General features: G+C 65.8%; 20 protein-coding genes. 12 read left to right on the forward strand and 8 right to left on the reverse strand.

Going from position 1 to position 21377, the window contains the following annotated elements:
• Nucleotides 1-162 precede the first annotated feature (162 nt).
• Together CXY80_RS09420 and CXY80_RS09425 are read right to left on the reverse strand one after the other, a co-directional pair.
• A complete protein-coding gene (locus CXY80_RS09420; RefSeq protein ID WP_092450086.1) occupies nucleotides 163-1509 on the reverse strand; it encodes an aminotransferase class III-fold pyridoxal phosphate-dependent enzyme in 1347 nt (448 codons plus the stop codon).
• Nucleotides 1510-1550: 41 nt separating this feature from the next.
• Nucleotides 1551-2378 (reverse strand): lysophospholipid acyltransferase family protein, encoded by an 828-nt coding sequence (locus CXY80_RS09425; RefSeq protein ID WP_369828668.1) that lies wholly within the window; start codon nucleotides 2376-2378, stop codon nucleotides 1551-1553.
• A gap of 67 nt (nucleotides 2379-2445) precedes the next feature.
• Between CXY80_RS09425 and dxr the strand changes: the two genes are divergently transcribed.
• On the forward strand, nucleotides 2446-3528 hold the full coding sequence (gene dxr, locus CXY80_RS09430; protein WP_104132357.1) for a 1-deoxy-D-xylulose-5-phosphate reductoisomerase: 1083 nt from the start codon (nucleotides 2446-2448) through the stop codon (nucleotides 3526-3528).
• A gap of 7 nt (nucleotides 3529-3535) precedes the next feature.
• On the opposite strand, the gene CXY80_RS09435 is transcribed toward dxr, so the two are convergent.
• Complete coding sequence (locus CXY80_RS09435) at nucleotides 3536-4021, reverse strand: hypothetical protein (RefSeq protein WP_092450082.1); 486 nt, start codon at nucleotides 4019-4021, stop codon at nucleotides 3536-3538.
• Complete coding sequence (locus tag CXY80_RS09440; RefSeq protein ID WP_233195219.1) at nucleotides 4018-5307, reverse strand: serine/threonine-protein kinase; 1290 nt, start codon at nucleotides 5305-5307, stop codon at nucleotides 4018-4020. The genes CXY80_RS09435 and CXY80_RS09440 overlap by 4 nt, the downstream gene beginning before the upstream one ends.
• Nucleotides 5308-5418: 111 nt before the next feature.
• Between CXY80_RS09440 and CXY80_RS09445 the strand changes: the two genes are divergently transcribed.
• Entirely contained in the window at nucleotides 5419-6798 is a 1380-nt protein-coding gene (locus tag CXY80_RS09445; protein WP_092450080.1) for an RIP metalloprotease, read from the forward strand.
• Nucleotides 6799-6801: 3 nt separating this feature from the next.
• On the opposite strand, the gene CXY80_RS09450 is transcribed toward CXY80_RS09445, so the two are convergent.
• Nucleotides 6802-7986, reverse strand: a complete 1185-nt coding sequence (locus CXY80_RS09450) for an acetyl-CoA C-acetyltransferase (protein WP_104132359.1) — start codon at nucleotides 7984-7986, stop codon at nucleotides 6802-6804.
• Nucleotides 7987-8169: 183 nt separating this feature from the next.
• Between CXY80_RS09450 and ispG the strand changes: the two genes are divergently transcribed.
• From ispG to rbfA, 7 genes are all read left to right on the forward strand, one after another.
• A complete protein-coding gene (gene ispG / locus CXY80_RS09455) occupies nucleotides 8170-9324 on the forward strand; it encodes a flavodoxin-dependent (E)-4-hydroxy-3-methylbut-2-enyl-diphosphate synthase (RefSeq protein WP_170851566.1) in 1155 nt (384 codons plus the stop codon).
• 147 nt (nucleotides 9325-9471) lie between these two features.
• Nucleotides 9472-9708, forward strand: a complete 237-nt coding sequence (locus CXY80_RS09460; RefSeq protein ID WP_233195220.1) for a hypothetical protein — start codon at nucleotides 9472-9474, stop codon at nucleotides 9706-9708.
• Nucleotides 9709-9758: 50 nt separating this feature from the next.
• On the forward strand, nucleotides 9759-11522 hold the full coding sequence (locus CXY80_RS09465; protein ID WP_104132361.1) for a proline--tRNA ligase: 1764 nt from the start codon (nucleotides 9759-9761) through the stop codon (nucleotides 11520-11522).
• A gap of 201 nt (nucleotides 11523-11723) precedes the next feature.
• Complete coding sequence (gene nusA / locus CXY80_RS09470) at nucleotides 11724-12761, forward strand: transcription termination factor NusA (RefSeq protein WP_092450070.1); 1038 nt, start codon at nucleotides 11724-11726, stop codon at nucleotides 12759-12761.
• 8 nt (nucleotides 12762-12769) lie between these two features.
• The gene (locus CXY80_RS09475; protein WP_104132362.1) at nucleotides 12770-13027 is read left to right on the forward strand and encodes a YlxR family protein; all 258 of its coding nucleotides are present in this window, start codon (nucleotides 12770-12772) and stop codon (nucleotides 13025-13027) included.
• 76 nt (nucleotides 13028-13103) lie between these two features.
• Nucleotides 13104-15932, forward strand: a complete 2829-nt coding sequence (infB, locus tag CXY80_RS09480; RefSeq protein ID WP_092450066.1) for a translation initiation factor IF-2 — start codon at nucleotides 13104-13106, stop codon at nucleotides 15930-15932.
• 255 nt (nucleotides 15933-16187) lie between these two features.
• Nucleotides 16188-16679, forward strand: coding sequence for a 30S ribosome-binding factor RbfA (rbfA, locus tag CXY80_RS09485; RefSeq protein WP_104132363.1), 492 nt, complete (start codon nucleotides 16188-16190; stop codon nucleotides 16677-16679).
• A 153-nt stretch (nucleotides 16680-16832) separates the two neighbouring features.
• Here rbfA and CXY80_RS09490 read toward each other — a convergent pair whose 3' ends face one another.
• Both CXY80_RS09490 and CXY80_RS09495 read right to left on the reverse strand, forming a co-directional pair.
• On the reverse strand, nucleotides 16833-17336 hold the full coding sequence (locus CXY80_RS09490) for a dihydrofolate reductase (protein ID WP_104132364.1): 504 nt from the start codon (nucleotides 17334-17336) through the stop codon (nucleotides 16833-16835).
• Nucleotides 17333-18340, reverse strand: coding sequence for an A/G-specific adenine glycosylase (locus CXY80_RS09495; RefSeq protein WP_104132365.1), 1008 nt, complete (start codon nucleotides 18338-18340; stop codon nucleotides 17333-17335). Before CXY80_RS09495 ends, CXY80_RS09490 begins: the two co-directional genes overlap by 4 nt.
• A 23-nt stretch (nucleotides 18341-18363) precedes the next feature.
• On the opposite strand from CXY80_RS09495, the gene CXY80_RS09500 reads away from it, so the two are divergent.
• Nucleotides 18364-19005, forward strand: coding sequence for a hypothetical protein (locus tag CXY80_RS09500; RefSeq protein ID WP_104132366.1), 642 nt, complete (start codon nucleotides 18364-18366; stop codon nucleotides 19003-19005).
• Here the strand turns inward: CXY80_RS09500 and CXY80_RS09505 are convergent.
• Complete coding sequence (locus tag CXY80_RS09505) at nucleotides 19002-20015, reverse strand: ketopantoate reductase family protein (RefSeq protein ID WP_104132367.1); 1014 nt, start codon at nucleotides 20013-20015, stop codon at nucleotides 19002-19004. The two genes, CXY80_RS09500 and CXY80_RS09505, sit on opposite strands and share 4 nt — an antisense overlap.
• A 57-nt stretch (nucleotides 20016-20072) precedes the next feature.
• Between CXY80_RS09505 and truB the strand changes: the two genes are divergently transcribed.
• Both truB and CXY80_RS09515 read left to right on the forward strand, forming a co-directional pair.
• Nucleotides 20073-20993 (forward strand): tRNA pseudouridine(55) synthase TruB, encoded by a 921-nt coding sequence (gene truB / locus CXY80_RS09510; protein ID WP_104132368.1) that lies wholly within the window; start codon nucleotides 20073-20075, stop codon nucleotides 20991-20993.
• The gene (locus CXY80_RS09515; protein ID WP_092450052.1) at nucleotides 20990-21358 is read left to right on the forward strand and encodes a hypothetical protein; all 369 of its coding nucleotides are present in this window, start codon (nucleotides 20990-20992) and stop codon (nucleotides 21356-21358) included. Before truB ends, CXY80_RS09515 begins: the two co-directional genes overlap by 4 nt.
• Nucleotides 21359-21377 lie beyond the last annotated feature (19 nt).

The raw sequence follows: 21377 nt of genomic DNA on the forward strand, positions 1-21377 counted from the left end.
AACTCAGTGCGAGTATTCGGCGGAAACAACTTGACCATAAAACGCTCCAATCACTAGAGCGTTGCTACGACCATATGACTTTGCCGGCGAAAACGGACCGATACTCACGGGTCGGTGCTGGAAACTCACGGCTCGGCGACGCAGGAACGACGCCGCTGGCTACTACGCGGGGTAGGCGGCCACCAGGGCGGTGAGGGCCTCTTCGATCACGGTCGCGGCATCGTCGATGAGCTCGTCGGAGATCACGACGCTCGGCATGATGCGCAGCACTGAGTCCCAACTGCCGGCATCGAGCACGATGACACCGTTTGTGGTCGCGTGCTTGATCACGGCGGTGAGCGCTTCGGGATAGGGCTTCTTGGTGCCGGGGTGCACGAGCTCGACGCCGAACATGGCGCCCTTGCCGCGCACCTCACCGACGATGGAGAACTTCTCGGCCCAGTCGCCGATGCGCGCCTGCAGCGCCTTCTCAACTCGCTTGGCTTCGCCGAGCAGGTCGTCGCGCTCGATCAGGTTGAACACCGCGAGGGCGGCCGCGGTCGAGACCGGGTTGCCACCGAAGGTGCCGCCGATACCGCCGGGCTGAACGGAATCCATGATGTCGGCACGTCCCGTGACGGCGGCGAGCGGGAATCCGCCGGCGATGCCTTTGGCCGTGGTGACCAGGTCGGGCACGACATCGTGGTGCTCGATCGAGTACCAGACTCCGGTGCGGGCGAGGCCGGCCTGGATCTCATCGGCTACGAAGACGATGCCGTTCTCGGTGCAGAATTCGCGGATGCGCTGGAAGTAGCCGGGCGCGGGAATAACGATGCCACCGTCGCCCTGGATCGGCTCGACGAAGAACGCCGCGATCTCGGTCGCGCCGATGTGAGTGGTGATGTAGTCGATGGTCTTCTCGGCCGCTTCGAGCCCGCTCAGGCCGTCGCGGAACGGGTAGCTCGTCGGCACGCTGTAGATCTCACCGGGGAACGGGCCCATGCCGGCTCGCTCCGGCCAGGGCCGATAGGTCATCGCCATGGTCAGGTTGGTGCGGCCGTGGAAGGCGTGGTCGAGAGCCACGATGGCGCGGCGACCAGTGAACTTGCGGGCGATCTTCACCGCGTTCTCCACGGCCTCGGCACCGGTGTTGACCAGAATCGAGTGCTTCTCAAAGTCGCCGGGGGTAATCTCCGCGAGCTTCTCCGCCACCGCCACATAATTCTCGTACGGCGTGACCGTGAACAGGGTGTGGGTCAGCTTCGCTGCTTGAGCGGATGCTGCCGCCGCGACATCCGGATGCGCGTGACCGATCGTGGTCACCCCGATACCGCAGCCGAGGTCGATGATCTGGTTGCCGTCGACGTCGACCAGGATGGCTCCGGCGCCGTGGTCCATATAGATATTGGCGAGGGTGCCGGCGCCGCGGGCGACGGTCTTCTCACGCCTGGCCTGCAGTTCAACCGACTTGGGGCCGGGAAGAGCCGTGACGAGTTTGCGTTGCTGGGGCACCGAATACGTTGCAGTCATTCGATCAGCCTATGACCGTCAGAGCATCAGACAAACCGCCGCTACAGGCGTTCGCGCGGAAACACCCGATGAGCGAGGCGATTGAGGGTACCGACCGGCGGCGATTCGTTGTAGGCGTTGGCCAATTCCTGACCGGACAGCTGGTGAATGGCCGCCATGATCTCATCCGTGGCCTGCCGGCGGGCCTTGCCGGAGGTAGCCGGGCCGTGGTGGCTGAGGTCGAGCGGTTCGCCGAAGGTGACGGTGACCTTGCGGATGCGCGGCACCGTGGTGCCGACTGGCTGAATCTCCTGGGTACCGATCAGCCCGACCGGAACGACAACGGCGCCCGTGGTGAGGGCGAGCCAGGCGACGCCGGTGCGTCCCTTATAGAGTCGTCCATCGAGCGAGCGGGTACCCTCCGGGTAGATCGCGAAGGCACCCTCGGTATCGAGCACGGAACGGCCGGCGTCGAGTGCGACCTGGGCGGCCTGCCCGGCTCCGCGTTCCACTCCGATGGCGCCGATCGCGGTGAAGAAGGTGCGGGACACCCAGCCCTTGAAACCGGTTCCGGTGAAGTAGGTCGATTTCGCCAGAAACTGCACGCGGCGGGTGGCGACGAGCGGAATGACGATGCTGTCGATGAATGACAGATGGTTGCTCGCGAGAATGACGCGACCGGTCGCCGGGATGTTCTCACGGCCGATGATCTTCGGCCGAAACACGATTCGTGCGACGGGCGCCATGATGCCGTAGCCGAGAAAATAGACGAATCCCGGGCGCTTGACCCGCTCCGGTTCGTCCTGCACGTCGTCAGGTGCGGCTTGCTCGTCACTGTCGATCGTGCTGGTTTCAGCGTTGTCATTGAGTTCTGCATCGGCACCAGTCACCCGTTGACACTACGCCACGACTGGCCAGCAACGAACATACGCCGCGCCCGGCACCTAGCATGGAGTTATGCGCAGAGTAATCATTCTCGGGTCTACCGGCTCGATCGGAACCCAGGCCCTGGACGTCATTCGCGCCAACCCAGAGCGGTTCGAGGTGGTGGGTCTGTCGGCCGGGCGCAACCGCGAACTGCTCGAGCAACAGGCGGCCGACTTCGCAGTCGACGACACCGCGCTCGGCGCCGACGAGGCCGAGCAGCTCGTTCGGGACGTCGAGGCCGATGTCGTGCTGAACGGCATCACCGGCTCGGTCGGTCTCGGCCCGACCTTGGCCGCGCTGAAGGCCGGGCGCACCCTGGCCCTGGCCAATAAGGAGTCGCTGATTGTCGGCGGCGACCTCGTGAAGAATCTTGCTGCGCCGGGGCAGATCGTGCCGGTGGACTCCGAGCACTCGGCGATCGCGCAGGCACTGCTCTCAGGAAGAGCGGATGAGGTGCGTCGCCTCGTGCTGACGGCATCCGGTGGACCTTTTCGCGGTTTTAGTCGGGACCAGCTCGCCCGGGTGACCCCGGCGCAGGCGCTCGCGCACCCGACCTGGAACATGGGGCTCGTGGTGACCACGAACTCGGCGACACTGGTCAATAAGGGTCTGGAGATCATCGAGGCGCACCTGCTGTTCGACGTGGAGTACGACCGCATCGACGCCGTCGTGCACCCGCAATCCGTGGTGCATTCCATGGTCGAATTCGTCGACGGCTCGACGATCGCTCAGGCCTCACCCCCGGACATGCGGCTGCCGATTTCGCTGGGACTCGATTGGCCAAACCGGGTCGCCGCCGTCGGCGCCCCGATCGACTGGACCGTTCCGCACAGCTGGACCTTCGAACCGCTCGACGAAGCCGCTTTTCCGGCGGTCGAGCTGGCTAAGCGGGTCGGCCGTAAGGGCGGCACCTATCCCGCGGTGTTCAACGCGGCCAATGAGCAGGCCGTGGCCGCTTTTCACGCCGGACGCATCGGATTTCTGGATATCGTCGACACGGTGCTGCGCGTGGTCGAATCCCACGAACAGGGCGGCGAACTCAGTCGGGAGTCGCTCGCCGAGGGCGAACGGTGGGCGCGTGCCGCCGCGGATCGGCTGATCGACCAGCGCTAGTTACCAGTCAGTCGTCCCGGTCCTCACGTTGTTCTTTGGCCCGTTCCTTGGCGGCTTCCGCGGCTTTCTTGGCGGCTTCTTCGGCCTGTTCGGCGCGGTCCTTAGCGTTTTCGTCGTTCTGCTGCTGGGCGGCAGCTGCTGCCTCGGCCGCCGCCTGAGCTGCCGCCTCGGCGGCAACGGCGGCGGCGTCGATCTCAACGGTCAAGTCGCCCTGCACCAAATTGATCGCGGACTGGATCGAGGCCGAACGCTCAGCGCTGACCTGGCCGGAGGCGGCGGCCGTGCGCAGATTCGCCTGCATGGCGGTGAGCAGGGTCTGGGCGTTGCTGAAGTCTCCGGCGGCGGAGGCCTCGGTGATGGCCAGAATCTCGGTCTGCAAATTCTCGGCCGTTGCGGCCTGCAGGTCGACCGGGTCGGCCGTGCAGCCGGACAGTGGCAGGAGCAGCCCGACGGCCAGGGCCAGGGCTAGGGGCAGTCGCTTGCGTCGATTCACGGGTTCACGCTCTCCTGAAGCTCTTGAAGATGGGTGCCGAGAGTGCCGTCGACGGTCGGATAGTTCGGTGGCGCCACGGCGGGCGCCTCGGCTGGATTGATCAGGAACAGGGCCACGACGGCGAGGGCGATAAGGGTGAGCCCGCTTACGACCAGGACGAGCACTCGCCGGTGCGCGAGACGGCGCGGCCTGGCCGGGCGCGCAGCGGCGGTGCCAGCTGCGGGAACGCTGGCGGGAGCATCCGCTTTCAGGATCTCGGTCGGAGCGGCAGCGGCAGCGGCAGCGGCTTCGGCACCCGGCAGCAACGGGGCCGGGTCGGGCGCAGCGACCGGCAACAACAGGGTCGCAGCGGGCGCCGGAGCCGGCAGCAGCATGGTGGGCGCATCGGTGGTGCCGCCACCGGCGGCCAGCGCCCGCAGCAACCCGGCGGCGTCGGCCGCGGTCGGCCGGTCGGCGGGGTCGCGGGCGGTCATCGTGCGCAGAACGTCGATCCAGTCGGTGCCGAGATCGTTCGGGATCTCCGGCTGGCGCTGCAGCCGGGCCATGGCCGATTCCACCGCGCTTCCCGGATAGGCGCGCGTTCCGGTGAGGCATTCGAGCAGCACCAGGCCGAGAGAATAGACATCCGTCGGCGCGCCGATAGCGCCGCCAAGCGCCTGCTCCGGGCTGAGGTAGCTCGCCGTGCCGAGCAGCGACCCGGTCGCCGTCAGCCTGGTTTCATCGAGCAGCCGGGCGATGCCGAAGTCGGCCAGCTTGGCGTGCATGCCGCGGCCCGGAAACCCGGAGGGTGCCAGCAGCACGTTGGCCGGCTTGACATCCCGGTGGATAATGCCCCGCTCGTGAACGTAGTGCAGTGCCTCGGCGAGGTCGGCACCCATGCCGGCCACGTCGACGCTCGGTACCGGGCCGTCTTCGATGCGGGTGCGCAGATCCGGGCCGTCGACGAGTTCCATCACGATGAAGGTGCGTGGGATGCCGTCCACCGTGGTGGTTCCGGCATCGAACAGGGTGACCAGCGCGAAGTGGTTCAGGCTCGCCAAGAGGGCGATCTCGCCGCTCTGGCGCTCGGGCTCAGTGCCACCGCCGTCGGCGCGAAACAGCTTGACGGCTACAGAGCGGCCCAGGGCGGTGTCGGTGGCCCGATAAACGGATGCCATCCCCCCGGTGCCGATCAGGCTCATGATGCTGAAACGGTCGGCCAACAGGCTGCCGACGGGGCCGAGAGTCGGCGGTACGGCTGGAGCGGGTGCTGAGAGCTTCTGCGTGGGCATGGTTTCGTGAGCCAAGGGGGACCTCCTGGTGCGTCCGACCTCTAGCCAACCACATGCATCCGCTCAGGGGGGAGATTGGTCGGCACAGCCAGCCGCTTGGCAGCTTGATGCGGTTACTCTACAACAGTGGAAACTGTACTGCTGTTCATACTGGGCGTCGCCATTGTCGTCGTCGGCCTCGCCCTCTCCATCGGCCTGCACGAAATCGGCCACCTGGTGCCCGCCAAGCTATTTGGCGTCAAGGTCACCCAGTACATGATCGGCTTCGGCCCGACGCTCTGGTCCCGCACCAAGGGCGAAACTGAGTATGGAGTCAAGGCTATCCCCATGGGCGGCTATATCGCCATGATCGGCATGTTCCCGCCGTCGAAGAAGGGCGGAGCGCCCCGCAGCACGACCACCGGGTTCTTCGATCAGATGGTGCAGGAGGGCGCGCCGGAGAAGAAGACGAGTGCCCTGTCGACCCTGGTCGACGACGCCCGCCAGGCGAGCGCCGAGACCATTGGCGAGGGTGAAGACCACCGCGCCTTCTACCAGCTGCCGGTCTACCAGCGTGTGATCATCATGCTCGGCGGGCCGACCATGAACCTGCTCATCGCGATCGTGATGTTCTCGATTTTGCTGATGGGATTTGGCTCCCCGCAGATCAGCACCACCGTCGGCAGCGTGAGCGAGTGCGTGCTGCCGGCATCGAGCGACCGCCAGACCTGCGCGGCAACCGACGAAGCCTCACCCGGAGCCGCCGCCGGCCTGCAACCGGGTGACCGACTGGTCAGTATCGGCGGAACCGCCATCTCGACCTGGGAACAGTCCACCGACATCATTCGTGCTTCAGCCGGACGCACCGTCGCGGTCGTCGTTGAACGTGACGGTGCCGCGCTTGACCTCTCGCTGACCCCCAAACTAACCGAACGCTACGTCTATACCGACGACAACGAAATCAAAACGGATGCCGCCGGCGATGCGATCACCGAGCAGGTCGGCTTCGTCGGCATCGGAGCAGCCGCCGAAATGGTGCCTCAGCCCGCAACCGCCGTGCTGCCCATGGTCGGCGACAACATTGCCAATGTTGCCCACCTGATCATCAACCTGCCCGACCGGCTCGTGGCGGTGGCCAACGCGGCGTTCGGGCCCGGGGAGCGCGACCTGAACGGACCGATCAGCGTGGTCGGCGTCGGCCGGGTGGCCGGCGAACTCGCCAGCATCGACACCATTCCGGTCGCCGACAAGGTCGCGAGCATGCTCGGCCTGCTCGGATCCCTCAATATCGCCCTGTTCGTGTTCAACCTGGTGCCCCTGCTTCCGCTGGACGGCGGCCACGTGGCTGGTGCGCTGTGGGAGGGCATCCGTCGATTCTTCGCAAAGCTGTTCAAGCGGCCAGACCCGGGGCCGGTTGACATGGCCAAGCTCATGCCGCTCACTCTCGTGGTCATCATTCTGCTCGGCGGCATGAGCCTGCTGCTGATCTACGCCGACATCGTCAAGCCGATCAACTTCTTCGGCTAGCAGCTACCGCGTCAGCAGCAGCGCTTCACCCTGGCCGCCACCGCCGCATAGAGCCACCGCGGCCTTGCCGGAGCCGCGCCGGGCCAGTTCGAGGGCAGCGTGCAGCGCGATACGTCCGCCGCTCGACCCGATCGGGTGGCCGATCGCGATGCCGCCGCCGTGAATGTTCACGACGTCGGCACTGACGCCGAGCACCTTCGATGATTGGTGCACGACGGAGGCGAATGCCTCGTTGATCTCGACCAGGTCGAGGTCGGCGGCGGTCCAGCCCTCGCGCTTCAGGGCGTGCGCGATGGCATTGGCCGGCTGGGAGTGCAGGGAGTTGTCGGGGCCGGCGACCTGGCCGCTCGCCTTGATCACGGCGAGCCAGGGCAGGCCGTGCTTTTCGGCCCAGGCGCGGCTGGTCACGACGACGGCGCTCGCGCCATCGCTCAGCGGGGCGGCGTTTCCGGCGGTGATGCTCCCTGCCGGGTCGAACGCTGGACGCAGCCGGCCGAGCGTCTCGGTCGTGCTCTCGGCGCGTACGCCCTCATCGGTGCTGATCACGAGCGGCTCACCCTTACGCTGCGGCACGCTGATCGGGGTGATCTCGTCGTGGAACACGTCGGCGGCTGCGGCTGCGGCGGCACGCTGGTGTGAGGCAGCGGCGATTTCGTCCTGCTCGAGGCGGGTTTGGCCGAGCCGGGCGTTGGCGCGTTCGGTGGAGAGCCCCATGGAGAGCCCGTCGAAGGCGTCGGTGAGTCCGTCGTGCGCGGCATGGTCGAGCGCGGACACGGTTCCGTAGTTCCAGCCCTGGCGGGAACCGGGCAGCAGGTGGGGCGCGCGGGACATGGACTCCTGGCCACCGGCCACGACGACATCCGCTTCGCCGAGCCGCACCAGCCGGGCGGCATCGATGACAGCGGCCAGGCCGGAGAGACACACCTTGTTGAGCGTCATAGCCGGTACATTCCACGGGATGCCCGCCGCGACGCTGGACTGCCGGGCCGGGTTCTGCCCGCAGCCGGCCTGCAAAACCTGCCCCATCAGCACGAAGTCCACCTGCTCCGGTGCTACTCCGGCCCGGGCGAGGGCGCCGGCAATGGCCGCCGCGCCGAGGTCAACGGCGGTGAGGGACGAGAGTTGCCCGTTCACGCGACCCTGCGGGGTGCGCGATCCGGCCAGGATTACGACGTCGGTTTCGGTCATCGGGACTCCTTTGTCGTGCATGTTTGATCGAGGTAATCCACCCAGCATATGGGTGCCCAGTGCGGATACGTTCGCCGACCTCGTGCACGCAGCCGCGTTCCGGGAGACGCTGCCAGCACGGCTTGAGCGCAGATCTCGGGCGGCATTCAGCTTGCCCGCTGCGGCGACAACTAAGCTAAGCAGGTGGCTGCAATCAACTTGGGGATGCCCAAAGTACCTGAGGTACTCGCTCCCAGACGCAAATCCCGTCAGATCAAGGTCGGAAAGGTTTTGGTCGGTGGCGATGCTCAAGTGAGCGTGCAATCGATGACGACCACCCCGACCACCAACATCAACGCGACGCTTCAGCAGATCGCCGAACTCACGGCGACCGGCTGTGACATCGTGCGTGTGGCGGTGCCGACCCGCGACGACGCTGAGGCGCTGCCGATCATCGCCAAGAAGAGCCAGATCCCCGTGATCGCGGACATCCACTTCCAGCCCAACTACGTGTTCGCCGCGATCGACGCCGGCTGCGCGGCGGTGCGCGTGAACCCGGGCAATATTCGCAAGTTCGACGACCAGGTGGGCAAGATTGCCGCCGCGGCGAAGGCCGCCGGGGTGAGCATCCGCATCGGCGTCAACGCTGGCTCGCTCGAGCCAAGCCTGATGCAGAAGTACGGCAAGGCCACCCCTGAGGCGCTCGTTGAGAGCGCCGTCTGGGAGGCGAGCCTGTTCGAGGAGCACGACTTTCACGATTTCAAGATCTCGGTCAAGCACAACGACCCGGTGATCATGGTCAAGGCCTATCGTCTGCTAGCCGAGCGCGGCGACTGGCCGTTGCACCTCGGTGTGACCGAGGCCGGTCCGAGTTTTCAGGGCACCATCAAGAGCGCCACGGCGTTCGGACTGCTGCTCGGTGAGGGCATTGGCGACACCATCCGCGTGTCGCTGAGCGCCCCGCCGGTCGAAGAAATCAAGGTGGGTCTGCAGATTCTGCAGTCGCTCAACCTGCGCGAGCGCAAGCTTGAGATCGTCTCCTGCCCCAGCTGCGGCCGGGCCCAAGTGGATGTCTACAAGCTCGCCAACGACGTCACCGACGGGCTTGAAGGAATGACCGTGCCGCTGCGCGTCGCCGTCATGGGTTGCGTCGTCAACGGACCGGGCGAGGCTCGCGAGGCCGACCTCGGCGTCGCGAGCGGAAACGGTCGCGGTCAGATCTTTGTGCGCGGCGAGGTCATCAAGACCGTGCCGGAGTCTGAGATCGTGAAGACCCTGATCGAAGAAGCCAATCGTCTCGCCGCCGAGATGCCTGCCGCTGAACTCGGCAGCCCCACGGTGTCCGTCGGCTCGCAGTAGTTCAAGAACGAGCCACCAAGATGAAATGTTCCACGACCGGGAACGGTTCGTAGAAGCGGTGACATTCGACGGAATGGCAACGACGGAATCGGCACACCCGAAGCGCTGAAGTACGGCTTTCGCGAAGACTGGTCTCGCAGAATCACCATGGAAATTGACTGGGTCAATCTGGGCCCCATCGTCGCGATCATCAGCGGTATCGTCTATGCAATCTTCGACCAATTTTTTAAAACCCGCCGTCGCCTGGCTGAAGCCGAGGGCACTTCAGCGTTGCGCATAGCGCTGACGCAGAGCAACCAGACCAATACCGCGCTGCTGAAGAAATTGACCGCAATGGACTCGCGGCTGGGGGCCATCGAGCGCACCCTGAGCGCGGTCGGCTGAGCCCTGCGGCTGCGGGGGCCGTAGAGCCGGCGCGCGCGTAAGGTAGACGGGTGCCTACACGTCTCTCCAACTACTTCCTCCGTACACTCCGCGAAGACCCCTCCGACGCCGAGGTGACCAGCCACCGCCTGCTCGTGCGGGCCGGCTACATCCGTCGTCAGGCCCCGGGCATTTTCGCCTGGCTGCCGCTCGGCTTGCGGGTGAAGGCCAAAGTGGAGCGCATCATCCGTGAAGAGATGACCGCTGCCGGCGCGCACGAGGTGCACTTTCCGGCGCTACTGCCGCGTGAGCCCTACGAGTTGACCGGCCGCTGGGACGAATACGGCGAGGGCCTGTTCCGCCTGAAAGACCGCAAGGGCTCCGACATGCTGCTCGCGCCGACCCACGAAGAGGTCTTCGCGCTGCTCGTCAAAGACCTGTACAGCAGCTACAAGGACCTGCCGCTATCGATCTACCAGATTCAGGACAAGTACCGCGACGAGGCACGCTCACGCGGCGGACTGCTGCGCGGCCGCGAATTCACCATGAAAGACGCGTACTCCTTCGACTACACCGACGCCGGCCTCGACCTGAGCTACCAGCTGCAGCGCGACGCCTACGAGCGCATTTTCAACCGGTTCGGCCTCGAATACGAGATCGTCCAAGCGGATGCCGGCGCCATGGGTGGCTCCAAAAGCGAAGAGTTTTTGCACCCCACCCCGGTGGGTGAAGACACCTTCGTGCGCAGCGTTGGCGGCTACGCGGCCAACATCGAGGCCTTTCGCACCCTCGTTCCGGCCGACAAAGATTTCAGCACCCTGCCCGCCGCGCAGGTCTTCGACACCCCGAACACCCCGACCATTCAGACGCTCGTCGACAAGGCCAACGCCGAGCAGCCGCGCCTCGACGGTCGCGAGTGGACCGCAGCCGACACCCTCAAGAACGTCGTGCTCGCGCTCACGAACCTTGACGGCACCCGTGAACTCATCGCGATCGGCGTTCCCGGCGACCGCGAAGTCGACCTCAAGCGCGTCGAGGTCGCCTTCGCCCCCGCCGAGGTCGAGGCCGCCAACGAGGGCGACTTCGCCAAGAACCCCGGCCTGGTCAAGGGGTATATCGGCCCGTGGGGAGCAGCTGGCGCCGTGCTCGGTACCAAGTCGACCACCGGCATCCGTTTTCTGGTCGACCCGCGCGTGGTCGCCGGAACCGAGTGGATCACCGGCGCCAACGAAGCGGGCCGGCACGTGTTCGGCCTCGTCGCCGGCCGTGACTTCGCCATCGACGACGTGGTCGAAGCCTCCGACGTGCGCGCCGGCGACCCGGCGCCCGACGGCTCCGGCCCGGTCGAACTTATTCGTGGCATGGAAATCGGGCACGTGTTCCAGCTCGGTCGCAAGTACGCCGAGGTGCTCGGTCTCAAGGTTCTCGACGAGAACGGCAAGCTGGTCACGGTCACGATGGGTTCTTACGGCATCGGCGTCACCCGCATCCTCGCCGTCATCGCCGAACTCAATAACGACGCCAAGGGCCTGATCTGGCCCGAATCGGTCACCCCGTTCGACGTGCACGTGATCGCCACCGGCCGCGACGAAATCGTCTTCGATACCTCGGAGGCCGTTGTTGCCGCGATCGAAGCCACCGGCCGCGAGGTGCTCTACGACGACCGCCGCAAGGTTTCGCCCGGCGTCAAGTTCGGTGACGCCGAGCTCATCGGCGTGCCGTGGATCGTGATCGTGGGTCGCGGCGCCGCCGACGGCATCGTCGAGCTGTGGAACCGTCGCACCGGCGACCGCGAGCAGGTCGACGTCGCTGACGTCGCCAGGCACTTCGTCTAAGAATCGTTTTATCGAGAACGGATACTGCCGGCCAACTGAGCAGGCAGCATCCGTTCTGCAGCGAGCCAGCGCTGGACCGACCCACCGCGGGGAGAATGGGTGACGGGACGCCGCAGATTCGGGTACCGTTGTATTCAGCCCGCTGCGCGGTTTCGCGGCGGCAAGATCATGCGACTAGATCGTACGTAGAGGAGGCCGGCCATGGACATCGACCTCAGTGTTTTGCGGCTATTGGAGCGCGAAAAAGAGATTCCCTTCGAGGAACTCGTGCAAATCATCGAACAGGCGATTCTGACCGCCTATGTCAAGCACATCCAGCAAGACGTGTCGAAGCTGGAAGCTTCGAAGATTGCTGAAGCCAAGCACGATATCCAGGAAGTGCCCGAAGCGCGCGTCGTTCTCGATCGCAAGTCCGGGCACGTGGACATCTACATTCCCGAGCACGACGACGAGGGCAACGTCATCGGCGAAGCCGTGGACAACCCCACCGACTTCGGTCGCATCGCCGCTTTCGCCGCCAAGCAGGTCATCAACCAGCGTCTGCGCGACCTGGCCGATGACGCCGTGCTCGGTCAGTTCAAGGGTCGCGAAGGTGACATCATCGCCGGAATCATTCAGCAGGGCCCTAACCCCCGCATGATTCACGTCGACCTCGGCACCATCGAAGCGATCATGCCGCCCGAGGAGCAGGTTCCTACCGAGAGCTACGTTCACGGCGCGCGCATTCGCGTGTTCGTGACGGCCGTCGGTCGTGGGCTCAAGGGCCCGCAGATCACCGTATCGCGCACCCACCCTTCGCTCGTGCGCAAGCTGTTTGCGCTCGAGGTTCCCGAGATCGCCAGCGGAGTCGTCGAGATCGTCTCGCTCGCCCGCGAAGCCGGCCACCGCACCAAGATCGCCGTGCGCGCCACCGAACCCGGCGTGAACGCCAAGGGTGCCTGCATCGGCGAACTCGGCCAGCGCGTGCGCGCCGTGACCGTCGAGCTCAACAACGAGAAGATCGACATCGTCGACTTCTCGCCTGACCTCGCGACCTTCGTCGCGAGCGCTCTGTCGCCGGCCAAGGTGACGAGCGCCTACGTGATCGACGAGTCGATCAAGGCTGTGCGTGCCCTCGTGCCCGACTACCAGCTGTCGCTCGCGATCGGCAAAGAGGGCCAGAATGCGCGCCTCGCCGCCAAATTGACCGGTGCGAAAATCGACATTCAGCCCGACAGCATTCTGGAGGATGCCGAATAGGGGGTACGATGAATTCCGTTAGAACGTGTATTGGCTGCCGTTCGCGCGCCCCTCGATCCTCACTTTTGCGGATCGTTGCTGGGAAATCAGAAGTTGTGGTGGATGAAAACGCCACAATCCCCGGTAGAGGTGCGTGGCTGCACGCCCTTGAAGCGTGCTTTCAGGATGCCGTAAGGCGCCACGCTTTCGGGCGTGCTTTTCGCGTGACCAGGTCACTGGACGCGAAACAACTAGAGAACAGGCTGAATTGGCTTATGGATAACTAATGAGCGGCTCGAAATGAGACCCGTCCGTTATTAACGGTCTGCCCCTTTCCGGGTGCAGACCCGGAACAGGAGAATTGTGGCTGCGAAACCACGCGTACACGAGATCGCTACCGAGCTCGGAGTCGACAGCAAGGTAGCCCTTGCTAAATTGAAAGAAATGGGCGAGTTCGTAAAAGGACCGTCTTCCAGTGTTGAACCGCCCGTAGCACGTCGCCTTCGAGCCGCTCTCGAGGCCGAAAGCAAGGCCGCTAAGGCTGCAACGCCAGCGCCCGCCGCCGGAGAAGCTGTAAAGGCAACGCCCGCTCGTCCGAGCCACGGCGCCAAGCCCGGTGCTCGTCCCGGCCCCAAGCCCGCCGCCGAGCCCGTTGCTCCGGTCGTCGTGGAGACCCCGGTAGCGGATGCTGCGCCCGTTCCGGTCGCACCGCTCACCGTCGCCGAGCGCCAGGCTCAGGCCGCGGAGAAGGCTGCTGCTGCGGAGAAGGCTGCTGCCGCCGCGGGTGACAAGCCCAGCACGGACACCCCCGAAGCGAAGGCCATGGAAGGATCGGCTACGCCGGTCAAGCCGGGCATGCCTCGCCCGGGAGCTGCGCGCCCCGGCAACAACCCGTTTGCCAGCAACCAGGGCATGGGCCAGCGCCCAGCTCAGCCGCCGCGTCCGGGGAACAACCCGTTCGCGAGCGCACAGGGCATGGGCCAGCGCCCCGCAACACCCACCCCGAGCAACATTCCGCGCCCTCCGGCGCCGCGCCCCGGTGCCCCTCGCCCCGGTGGACCCGGCCAGGCGGCACGCCCGACCGGTTTCGGTCAGCGCCCAGGCGCCTTCCAGCGCCCCGGCGGCGCCCCGGGAGGAGCCGGCGCCGCACGCCCCGGATTCACTCGCCCCGGAGCTCCTGCCGGAGCCCCCGGCTTCGGCCCGCCCCGCCCTGCCGGTGGAGGAGGCGGAGCCGGTCGCGGTCGCGGTCCGGGCGGTGGCACCGCTGGTGCCTTCGGTCGCGGTGGCGGCAAGAACAAGGCGCGCAAGTCGAAGCGTACGAAGAGAGCAGAGTTCGAGCTGCGCGAGGCCCCGTCGCTGGGTGGAGTATCCGTACCCCGCGGCGACGGTGGCACCGTTGTTCGTCTGCGCCGCGGAGCATCCATCACGGACTTCGCCGACAAGATTGACGCGAGCCCCGGAAACCTCGTTACCGTGCTGTTCCACCTCGGTGAAATGGCCACGGCAACGGAGTCCCTCGACGAGGCCACGTTCGACGTACTCGGCAGCGAACTCGGCTACAAGATTCAGATGGTCTCGCCCGATGACGAAGACCGTGAGCTGCTGCTCGCGTTCGATATCGACATCGATCAGGAACTCGAAGACGAAACCGACGAGGACCTTGCGATTCGTCCTCCCGTCGTCACCGTCATGGGCCACGTAGACCACGGTAAGACCGCGCTGCTTGACGCGATCCGTAACGCCAAGGTTGCCGAGGGCGAGGCCGGTGGTATCACGCAGCACATCGGTGCCTACCAGATCATCACCGAGCACGAGGGCATCGACCGTGCCATGACCTTCATTGACACACCGGGCCACGAGGCGTTCACCGCCATGCGTGCTCGTGGTGCGCAGGTCACCGACATCGCGATCCTCGTGGTTGCCGCCGACGACGGCATCATGCCGCAGACGATTGAGGCGCTCAACCACGCCCAGGCCGCCAACGTGCCGATCGTGGTTGCAGTGAACAAGATCGACAAGCCAGGCGCCAACCCGCAGAAGGTGCGTCAGCAGCTGACCGAATTCGGCCTCGTCGCCGAAGAGTACGGCGGAGACGTCATGTTCGTCGACGTGTCGGCCAAGAACAAGACCGGTATCAAGGAAATTCTTGACGCCGTGCTCCTGGTCGCCGATGCCGCACTCGACATGCGCTCCAACCCGAACAAGGACGCCCGCGGTGTCGCCATCGAGGCTCGCCTGGACAAGGGCCGCGGCGCGGTGGCAACCGTGCTCATCCAGTCCGGAACGCTGCACGTCGGAGACTCCATCGTCGCCGGAACGGCCTACGGCCGCGTTCGTGCGATGGCCGACGAAAACGGCGTTGCCGTTCTCGCCGCCACGCCGTCCCGCGCGGTCCAGGTGCAGGGTCTGTCGAGCGTTCCCCGCGCCGGTGACACCTTCCTCGTCATCGAGGAAGACCGCACCGCCCGTCAGATCGCCGAGAAGCGTGAAGCCGCCGAGCGCAACGCACTGCTGGCCAAGGCCCGCAAGCGCATCAGCCTCGAAGACTTCACCCGTGCGCTCGAAGAGGGCAAGGTCGAGTCGCTCAACCTCATCATCAAGGGTGACGTCTCCGGTGCCGTTGAGGCCCTGGAAGAGTCGCTCCTCAAGATCGAGGTCGACGATTCGGTGCAGCTGCGCATCATCCACCGTGGTGTCGGTGCGGTCACGGAGAGCGACGTCAACCTCGCTACCGTCGACAACGCCATCATTATCGGGTTCAACGTTCGCCCGGACACGAAGGCCCGCGAGCGTGCTGCTCGCGAAGGCGTCGACGTGCGCTTCTACTCCGTCATCTACTCCGCGCTCGAGGACATCGAAAGTTCCCTCAAGGGAATGCTCAAGCCCGAGTACGAAGAGATCCAGAGTGGTATCGCCGAAATTCGCGAGGTCTTCAGCTCGTCGAAGTTCGGAAACGTCGCCGGTGTCATCGTTCGCTCCGGTACCATCACCCGAAATGCCAAGGCTCGCGTTATCCGCGAGGGCATTGTGGTGGGGGACAACCTGGGCATCGAGTCGCTGCGCCGCTTCAAGGACGATGTCACCGAGGTCCGTACGGACTTCGAGTGTGGTATCGGACTGGGCAAGTTCAACGACATCCGAATTGGCGATGAGATCGAGACCATCGAAATGAAGGAGAAGCCGCGCGTCTAGCGTTGGTTTGGGGGTCGGGCTTCTCGCGAAGCCCGACTTCTGTATTGGGTCGGTCTTTTCATTGAGACCCGACCGTGGGTCGGGTCTCCGCAAATTTCCCCTCGAAAAAGAAAGAGAGCGGGGACCCCTACCCCGATTCCCTTTTCAAGGGGTAATTTGCTCCGACCCTCAGTTGGGTTCGCGGCATCCGTTTAATACGGTTTGAAAACGCAGAATGATCCGGCGCTTCGGCGCCGGCAAACAAGGAGTAGTGCAATGGCAGATCCGGAACGCGCCAGAAAGATGGCGGACCGCATTAAGGTCATCATCGCCAAGCGGCTGGAACGCGGCTTGCGCGACCCGAGGCTCGGGTTTGTGACCATCACAGACGTGAAGGTCACCGGGGATCTGCAGCACGCCTCGGTGTTTTACACCGTCTACGGCTCGATCGAAGAGCGCACGGACAGTGCAGCCGCACTCAAGGCCGCCACCGGCCTGATGCGCAGCGAGGTCGGCAAGAACATCACCGCGAGGCTCACCCCGTCGATCGAGTTCATCGCCGACGGTATTCCGGAGAACGCAGCGTTGATCGATGATCTGTTGCGTGAGGCGCACGATCGCGACACCGCGACCGAGGACAGCAAGGGCACGGCGACCTATGCCGGCGACGCCGATCCGTACAAGAAGCCGCGGGACTACGACCTCGAAGACGACGAGGCCGACGACGTGTCGGCTGACTCCGACGCTGCGAGCACCGCGAAGCACTAGCGCCACCTTCGACCGGGCCCGGGCCCGGAAACTGGGCCCATGATAGATCATGGGCCTGCTTTCCGGGCCCGGGCCCGGTCAGTTTAAAAGGCGGCGGGTTTACGGTGCTGGTGCTGGTGCTGGTGCTGGTGCTGGTGGGGCGGCAGGGTGCGGCTAGTGGATGGCGGGGGCGCGCTGGTAGCGCGCGAAACGGTAGGGCAGGCCGGTGCTGGAGTGGAGCCATCCGCTGGCTGGATTGGTGTTTACACGGGTCCAGTCGGGCGTGAGCGCTGGGGCGCGGGTATCGCCGGCGAACTGTTCGTCTATCTCGGTCAGCTCGAGGGTATCGGCGTGCGGGAGGGCGAGGCGAAAGATCTCGGCGCCGCCGATCACCCAGACCGGCCCAGCGGCAGTCACGATTGCGTCGTCGAAGCTGTGCACAACGGATGCCCCGGGCGCGGCCCAGTCCCGTTGGCGCGTGATCACGACGTTGTGGCGGCCCGGCAGGGGACGGAAGCGTTCGGGAATCGAGTCCCAGGTGAGCCGGCCCATGATGACGACACCGCCACCGGTGATCGCACGAAAATGGGCGAGGTCCTCGGGCAGGTGCCAGGGGAGGCGGCCGTCGAAACCGATCACACCATTGCGGCTTTGCGCCCAGATCAGACCGATGCTCATGACATCCCGTCGGGCAGGGTGTAACCGTCGGGGGAATCGACCGCCAGGCCGTCGGCCACGAGGCTGTGCAGCGCGCGCTGCAACTGGGCCGCCTCTGGCCAGAGCGAGGCAATCTCGGCTTCCGTTACGGCGCGGTGGGTGGAGCGGAGCTCGGCCATGATCAGGCCGCGTACCTGCCGGTCACTGCCCGCGAACTTCTTCTGCACGGTCTTGCGCGTTCCGGTGAACTCGGGGTAGTCGGCGGCGCGCCAGGCACAGTCGTCCCGAATCGGGCAGATATCGCAGTGCGGGCTGCGGCTGGTGCAGACGACCGCGCCGAGCTCCATGATCGCTGCGTTGAACAGGGCGGCTTCGAGCGCGCTACCCGGCAGCAGGGCACCCATCGCCTCGAGGTCACGCCCGCGGCTGGGCGGTGCCGGTTCTCCAGCGCCCGCGACGGCGCGGGCAATCACCCGCCGGGTGTTGGTATCGACGACCGGATGCCGGTGGCCATACGCGAACGCTGCCACCGCACGCGCGGTGTAGTCCCCGATCCCGGTCAGAGCCAGCAGCGCATCGATGTCGGAGGGGACGACGCCGCCGTGTTGCTCGGTGATCTGCACGGCCGCAGCGTGGAGCCACAGGGCGCGCCGCGGGTACCCGAGGCTGGACCAGGCGCGCACCGCTTCGCTCGGCGGCACCGCGGCGAGGTCGGCGGGTGTCGGCCACCGCGCGAGCCACTCCTGTAGCCGGGGAATGACCCGCTTCACCGGGGTCTGCTGCAGCATGAATTCGCTCACCAGAATGCCCCAGGCGCCGAATCCCTCGCGGCGCCAGGGCAGGTCGCGGGCGTTGGCCAGGAACCAGGCGTTGAGCGTGGTGCTGACATCAGCCGTCCTGCTGCCGGCCACCGCGCCCGGAGCGGCCGCACGAGCGGCGTTGTCTCCGGTGCCGGCAACTGTTGCGACGGGCACACCGGGCGCGTCCTGCGGCGCAGCGGGATCATTCGAGGGCGCGATGTTCATTCTTTCTAATCTAGGCTCGTTTCATGAAGCTGGTTTCCACACCCCGGATCGAATTTTTACGCACCCTGGCCGCCGAGATTCTGCACAATTACGGGCGAGGTCGTACGATCATTGCCGTCGACGGCAGCGAGATCGACGGCAGCGAGATCGACGGCAGCGAGAAAGCCGGCCGCGTTGGCTTCGCCGACGACCTCGCGGCGGTGTTCCGCGAGACCGAACACACCACGTTTAGAGCCAGCCTGCGAAATTTTCAGCACTCACGCGCCGAGCAACAGCGACTCGGCGGAGACCGCGTCGATGTTTCCGAGCGGTTGTACCGGGTCGGGTATGACTACTCGGCGCTGCGCCGCGTACTGGTCGAACCCTTTCGCCTGGGTGGCAGTACCGGGTTCGTCACCGAGGAATTCGACCCCGACCGCGATGCCTGGATTCAACCGACCTGGCAGACCGCCCCGGCTGACGCCATACTCATCGTCGACGGAGCCTACAGCAACCGACCGGAATTACACGGGCTGTGGCTGTTCAGCGTGCTGCTTGAATCGGAGCCAGGGAGCGACTCCGACCGGCAGTACCTCGCCGATGTGCGCCCGCGGGACCTGGTTTCGGCGGTCGTCGACAACACCAACGCCACCCTTCCGCGGCGGGTCTTGACCGACCGCTGCTAGTGGCTGGTGGCGGTGAGCTGATCGAACCGGGCCATGACTTGCGCCGGTTTCAGGAATTCCCGGCTGATCTCCACCTCGTGCACCAGCGCGGTCAGGAGCGCGTTGACCGGTGCCCGTCGTCCGGCCAGTTCGGCCTGGCGCACGACAGCGCCATTGAGGTGGTCGATTTCGGTCAGGTGGGCCCGCTTGATGCTCTGCAGGGTCGACCCCAGATTGGCGACCGGTCCCATTTTTGCGCCCATGCGCAGCGGCAGGGTCTGTCCGAGAGCCACCGGCAGCCGCGCGAACACGCGCAGGCTGCGATCGCTCATCCCCTGCAGTGACCCAAAGGTGACGTGGCGGGCCATCCCCACCTGCACGGTCTCCTGCATACTTTCGGTCAGGATTCGGCGCAGCGGTGCATCGGCGATGATCGCCTGGACGCTCAGCCCGGTGATGGCCGGCAGGGCGTTGAGCATGTTCACCACAAGCTTGGTCCACTGGGCGCCCACGAAGTCTTCGGCGGCGAAGGTGGGGAACGCCTCGTCCAGCACCGCCTGCCAGTGCTGGGTGGCAGCATCCGCTTTTCCGTTGCCGCGACCGAGGTAGCTTGATGCTGCGGTGGTCACCCGCACGCGGCCCGGCCCGATGTAGTGCGCGGCAATGAGGGTGAGCAGGCCGAAGCATTCCGAGTTGGGCAGCAGATCCTGGGCGATTCGCACCCCGTCCAGCCCGTTCTGCACGACGATCACCGGTGAGCCGTCGAGCAGCTCGGCGTTCTCGGCGATGGCGGCCGCGGCATCCTGCGCCTTCGTGCAGATGAGGGTCAGATCCGGCGTTTCGGTCAGAATCTCCCGCACCAACACGCGGCATTGCGCATCCCCGTAACCGCCGGTGAGTCGGATTCCGTTCTCTCGAATCAGCGACCTGGCGACCTCGCGGGCCGTGATGGTGAGATCGTGGCCGGCTCGCGCGAACAGGGTGGCGAAGAGTCCGCCCAGGGCGCCGGCGCCGATCACAGCAATTCGCATAGCCCCAGCCTAGATCGCGTTTCGAGCGGGAGCGTTCCACGCTGGTACCCTCATGGAGTGACTAGCGGCCTCCTCCTCATTGACAAGGCGCAGGGCTGGACCAGCCATGACGCTGTCGCCCGAACCCGGCGCCTGGCCGGGACCCGCAAGGTCGGCCACGCCGGCACCCTCGATCCGATGGCCACCGGCCTGCTCGTGCTCGGCATCGACAGCTCGACCCGGCTGCTCACCTTTGTCGTCGGGCAGGGCAAGGAATACCTTGCGACCATTCGTCTGGGGCAGTCCACCACGACCGATGACGCCGAGGGCGATGTACTCACTCGCGCACCGGGCGAACAGGTCGCCGCGATCACCGCCGAAGCCGTCATCGCGGGTATTGACAACCTCACCGGCGATATCAACCAGCAGCCGAGTGCCGTCAGCGCCATCAAGGTCGAGGGAAAACGGGCTTACGCCCGGGTGCGTGCCGGCGAAGACGTGCAGCTGCCGCCGCGACCGGTCACGGTGAGCGGTTTCGACCTGCTCACGAGCACGCCTGGCGACGGTTTTCTCGACCTCGAGGTGCGGGTCGAGTGCAGCTCCGGCACCTATATTCGCGCCCTCGCCCGTGACCTCGGTGTGGCACTCGGCGTCGGCGGCCACCTCACAGTGCTGCGCCGCACGAGAATCGGCCCGTTCCGCATCGAGAACGCGGCCACGCTCGAGCAGGTCGATGTCGTCGCCAACCTCATTTCTCCAGCGGATGCCGCCACCCGGCTGCTGGCGCGCCTCGACCTGTCCGCAGAGCAAGCCATCGACCTCGGTCATGGAAAACGCATCACCGTGGAGAAAGACGCCACCCGCACCGGTCCGGTCGCCGCCATTGCGCCGGACGGGCGCCTGGTCGGATTGGTCGAGTATCGCGGCGACCAGGCCAAGTCGCTGCTGAACTTTCCGCCAGATCTCCCGACCGCCACCGAACCGGAACACAGCTCATGATCGAATGGTTTACCTGGCTGCAGCTCGGCATCGCCGTGCCCGGCGGAGTGCTCTGTGTCATCCTCGGCTTGCTCGGCCGCAAACCCACCGACCTCACCATGGGCGCGGCCGCCCTCGTCGAGCTGCTGCTCATCGTGCAGCTCGCTGCCGCGATCGCGGCGCCACTGGCCGGCAACGACGCCACCGGCAGTCTGCTCGAGTTCTACACCTACCTGGTCAGTGCCATTGCGCTGCCGGTCGCGGCCGGATTCTGGGCGCTGGTCGAACGCAGCCGCTGGAGCACCGTCATTCTCGGCGTAACCTGCCTGTCGGTCGCGGTCATGCTCTACCGCATGAACCAGATCTGGAACGTGCAGGGGAGCTGACCCGGTTTCGGTAGCCCCG

Origin of the sequence: Cryobacterium sp. M91, assembly GCF_002929615.1 — a bacterium.
In the GTDB taxonomy this organism is placed as follows: Bacteria; Actinomycetota; Actinomycetes; order Actinomycetales; family Microbacteriaceae; genus Cryobacterium; species Cryobacterium levicorallinum.

Bases quoted from the DNA above. Each gene is read 5' to 3' on its own strand.
- CXY80_RS09505 (WP_104132367.1), bottom strand. From the start codon at position 20,015: ATGCGAATTGCTGTGATCGGCGCCGGCGCCCTGGGCGGACTCTTCGCC.
- CXY80_RS09475 (WP_104132362.1), top strand. From the start codon at position 12,770: ATGAATTCCGTTAGAACGTGTATTGGCTGCCGTTCGCGCGCCCCTCGA.
- nusA (WP_092450070.1), top strand. From the start codon at position 11,724: ATGGACATCGACCTCAGTGTTTTGCGGCTATTGGAGCGCGAAAAAGAG.
- CXY80_RS09500 (WP_104132366.1), top strand. From the start codon at position 18,364: ATGAAGCTGGTTTCCACACCCCGGATCGAATTTTTACGCACCCTGGCC.
- CXY80_RS09515 (WP_092450052.1), top strand. From the start codon at position 20,990: ATGATCGAATGGTTTACCTGGCTGCAGCTCGGCATCGCCGTGCCCGGC.
- CXY80_RS09420 (WP_092450086.1), bottom strand. From the start codon at position 1,509: ATGACTGCAACGTATTCGGTGCCCCAGCAACGCAAACTCGTCACGGCT.
- dxr (WP_104132357.1), top strand. From the start codon at position 2,446: ATGCGCAGAGTAATCATTCTCGGGTCTACCGGCTCGATCGGAACCCAG.
- CXY80_RS09460 (WP_233195220.1), top strand. From the start codon at position 9,472: ATGGAAATTGACTGGGTCAATCTGGGCCCCATCGTCGCGATCATCAGC.
- rbfA (WP_104132363.1), top strand. From the start codon at position 16,188: ATGGCAGATCCGGAACGCGCCAGAAAGATGGCGGACCGCATTAAGGTC.
- CXY80_RS09495 (WP_104132365.1), bottom strand. From the start codon at position 18,340: ATGAACATCGCGCCCTCGAATGATCCCGCTGCGCCGCAGGACGCGCCC.
- CXY80_RS09450 (WP_104132359.1), bottom strand. From the start codon at position 7,986: ATGACCGAAACCGACGTCGTAATCCTGGCCGGATCGCGCACCCCGCAG.
- CXY80_RS09490 (WP_104132364.1), bottom strand. From the start codon at position 17,336: ATGAGCATCGGTCTGATCTGGGCGCAAAGCCGCAATGGTGTGATCGGT.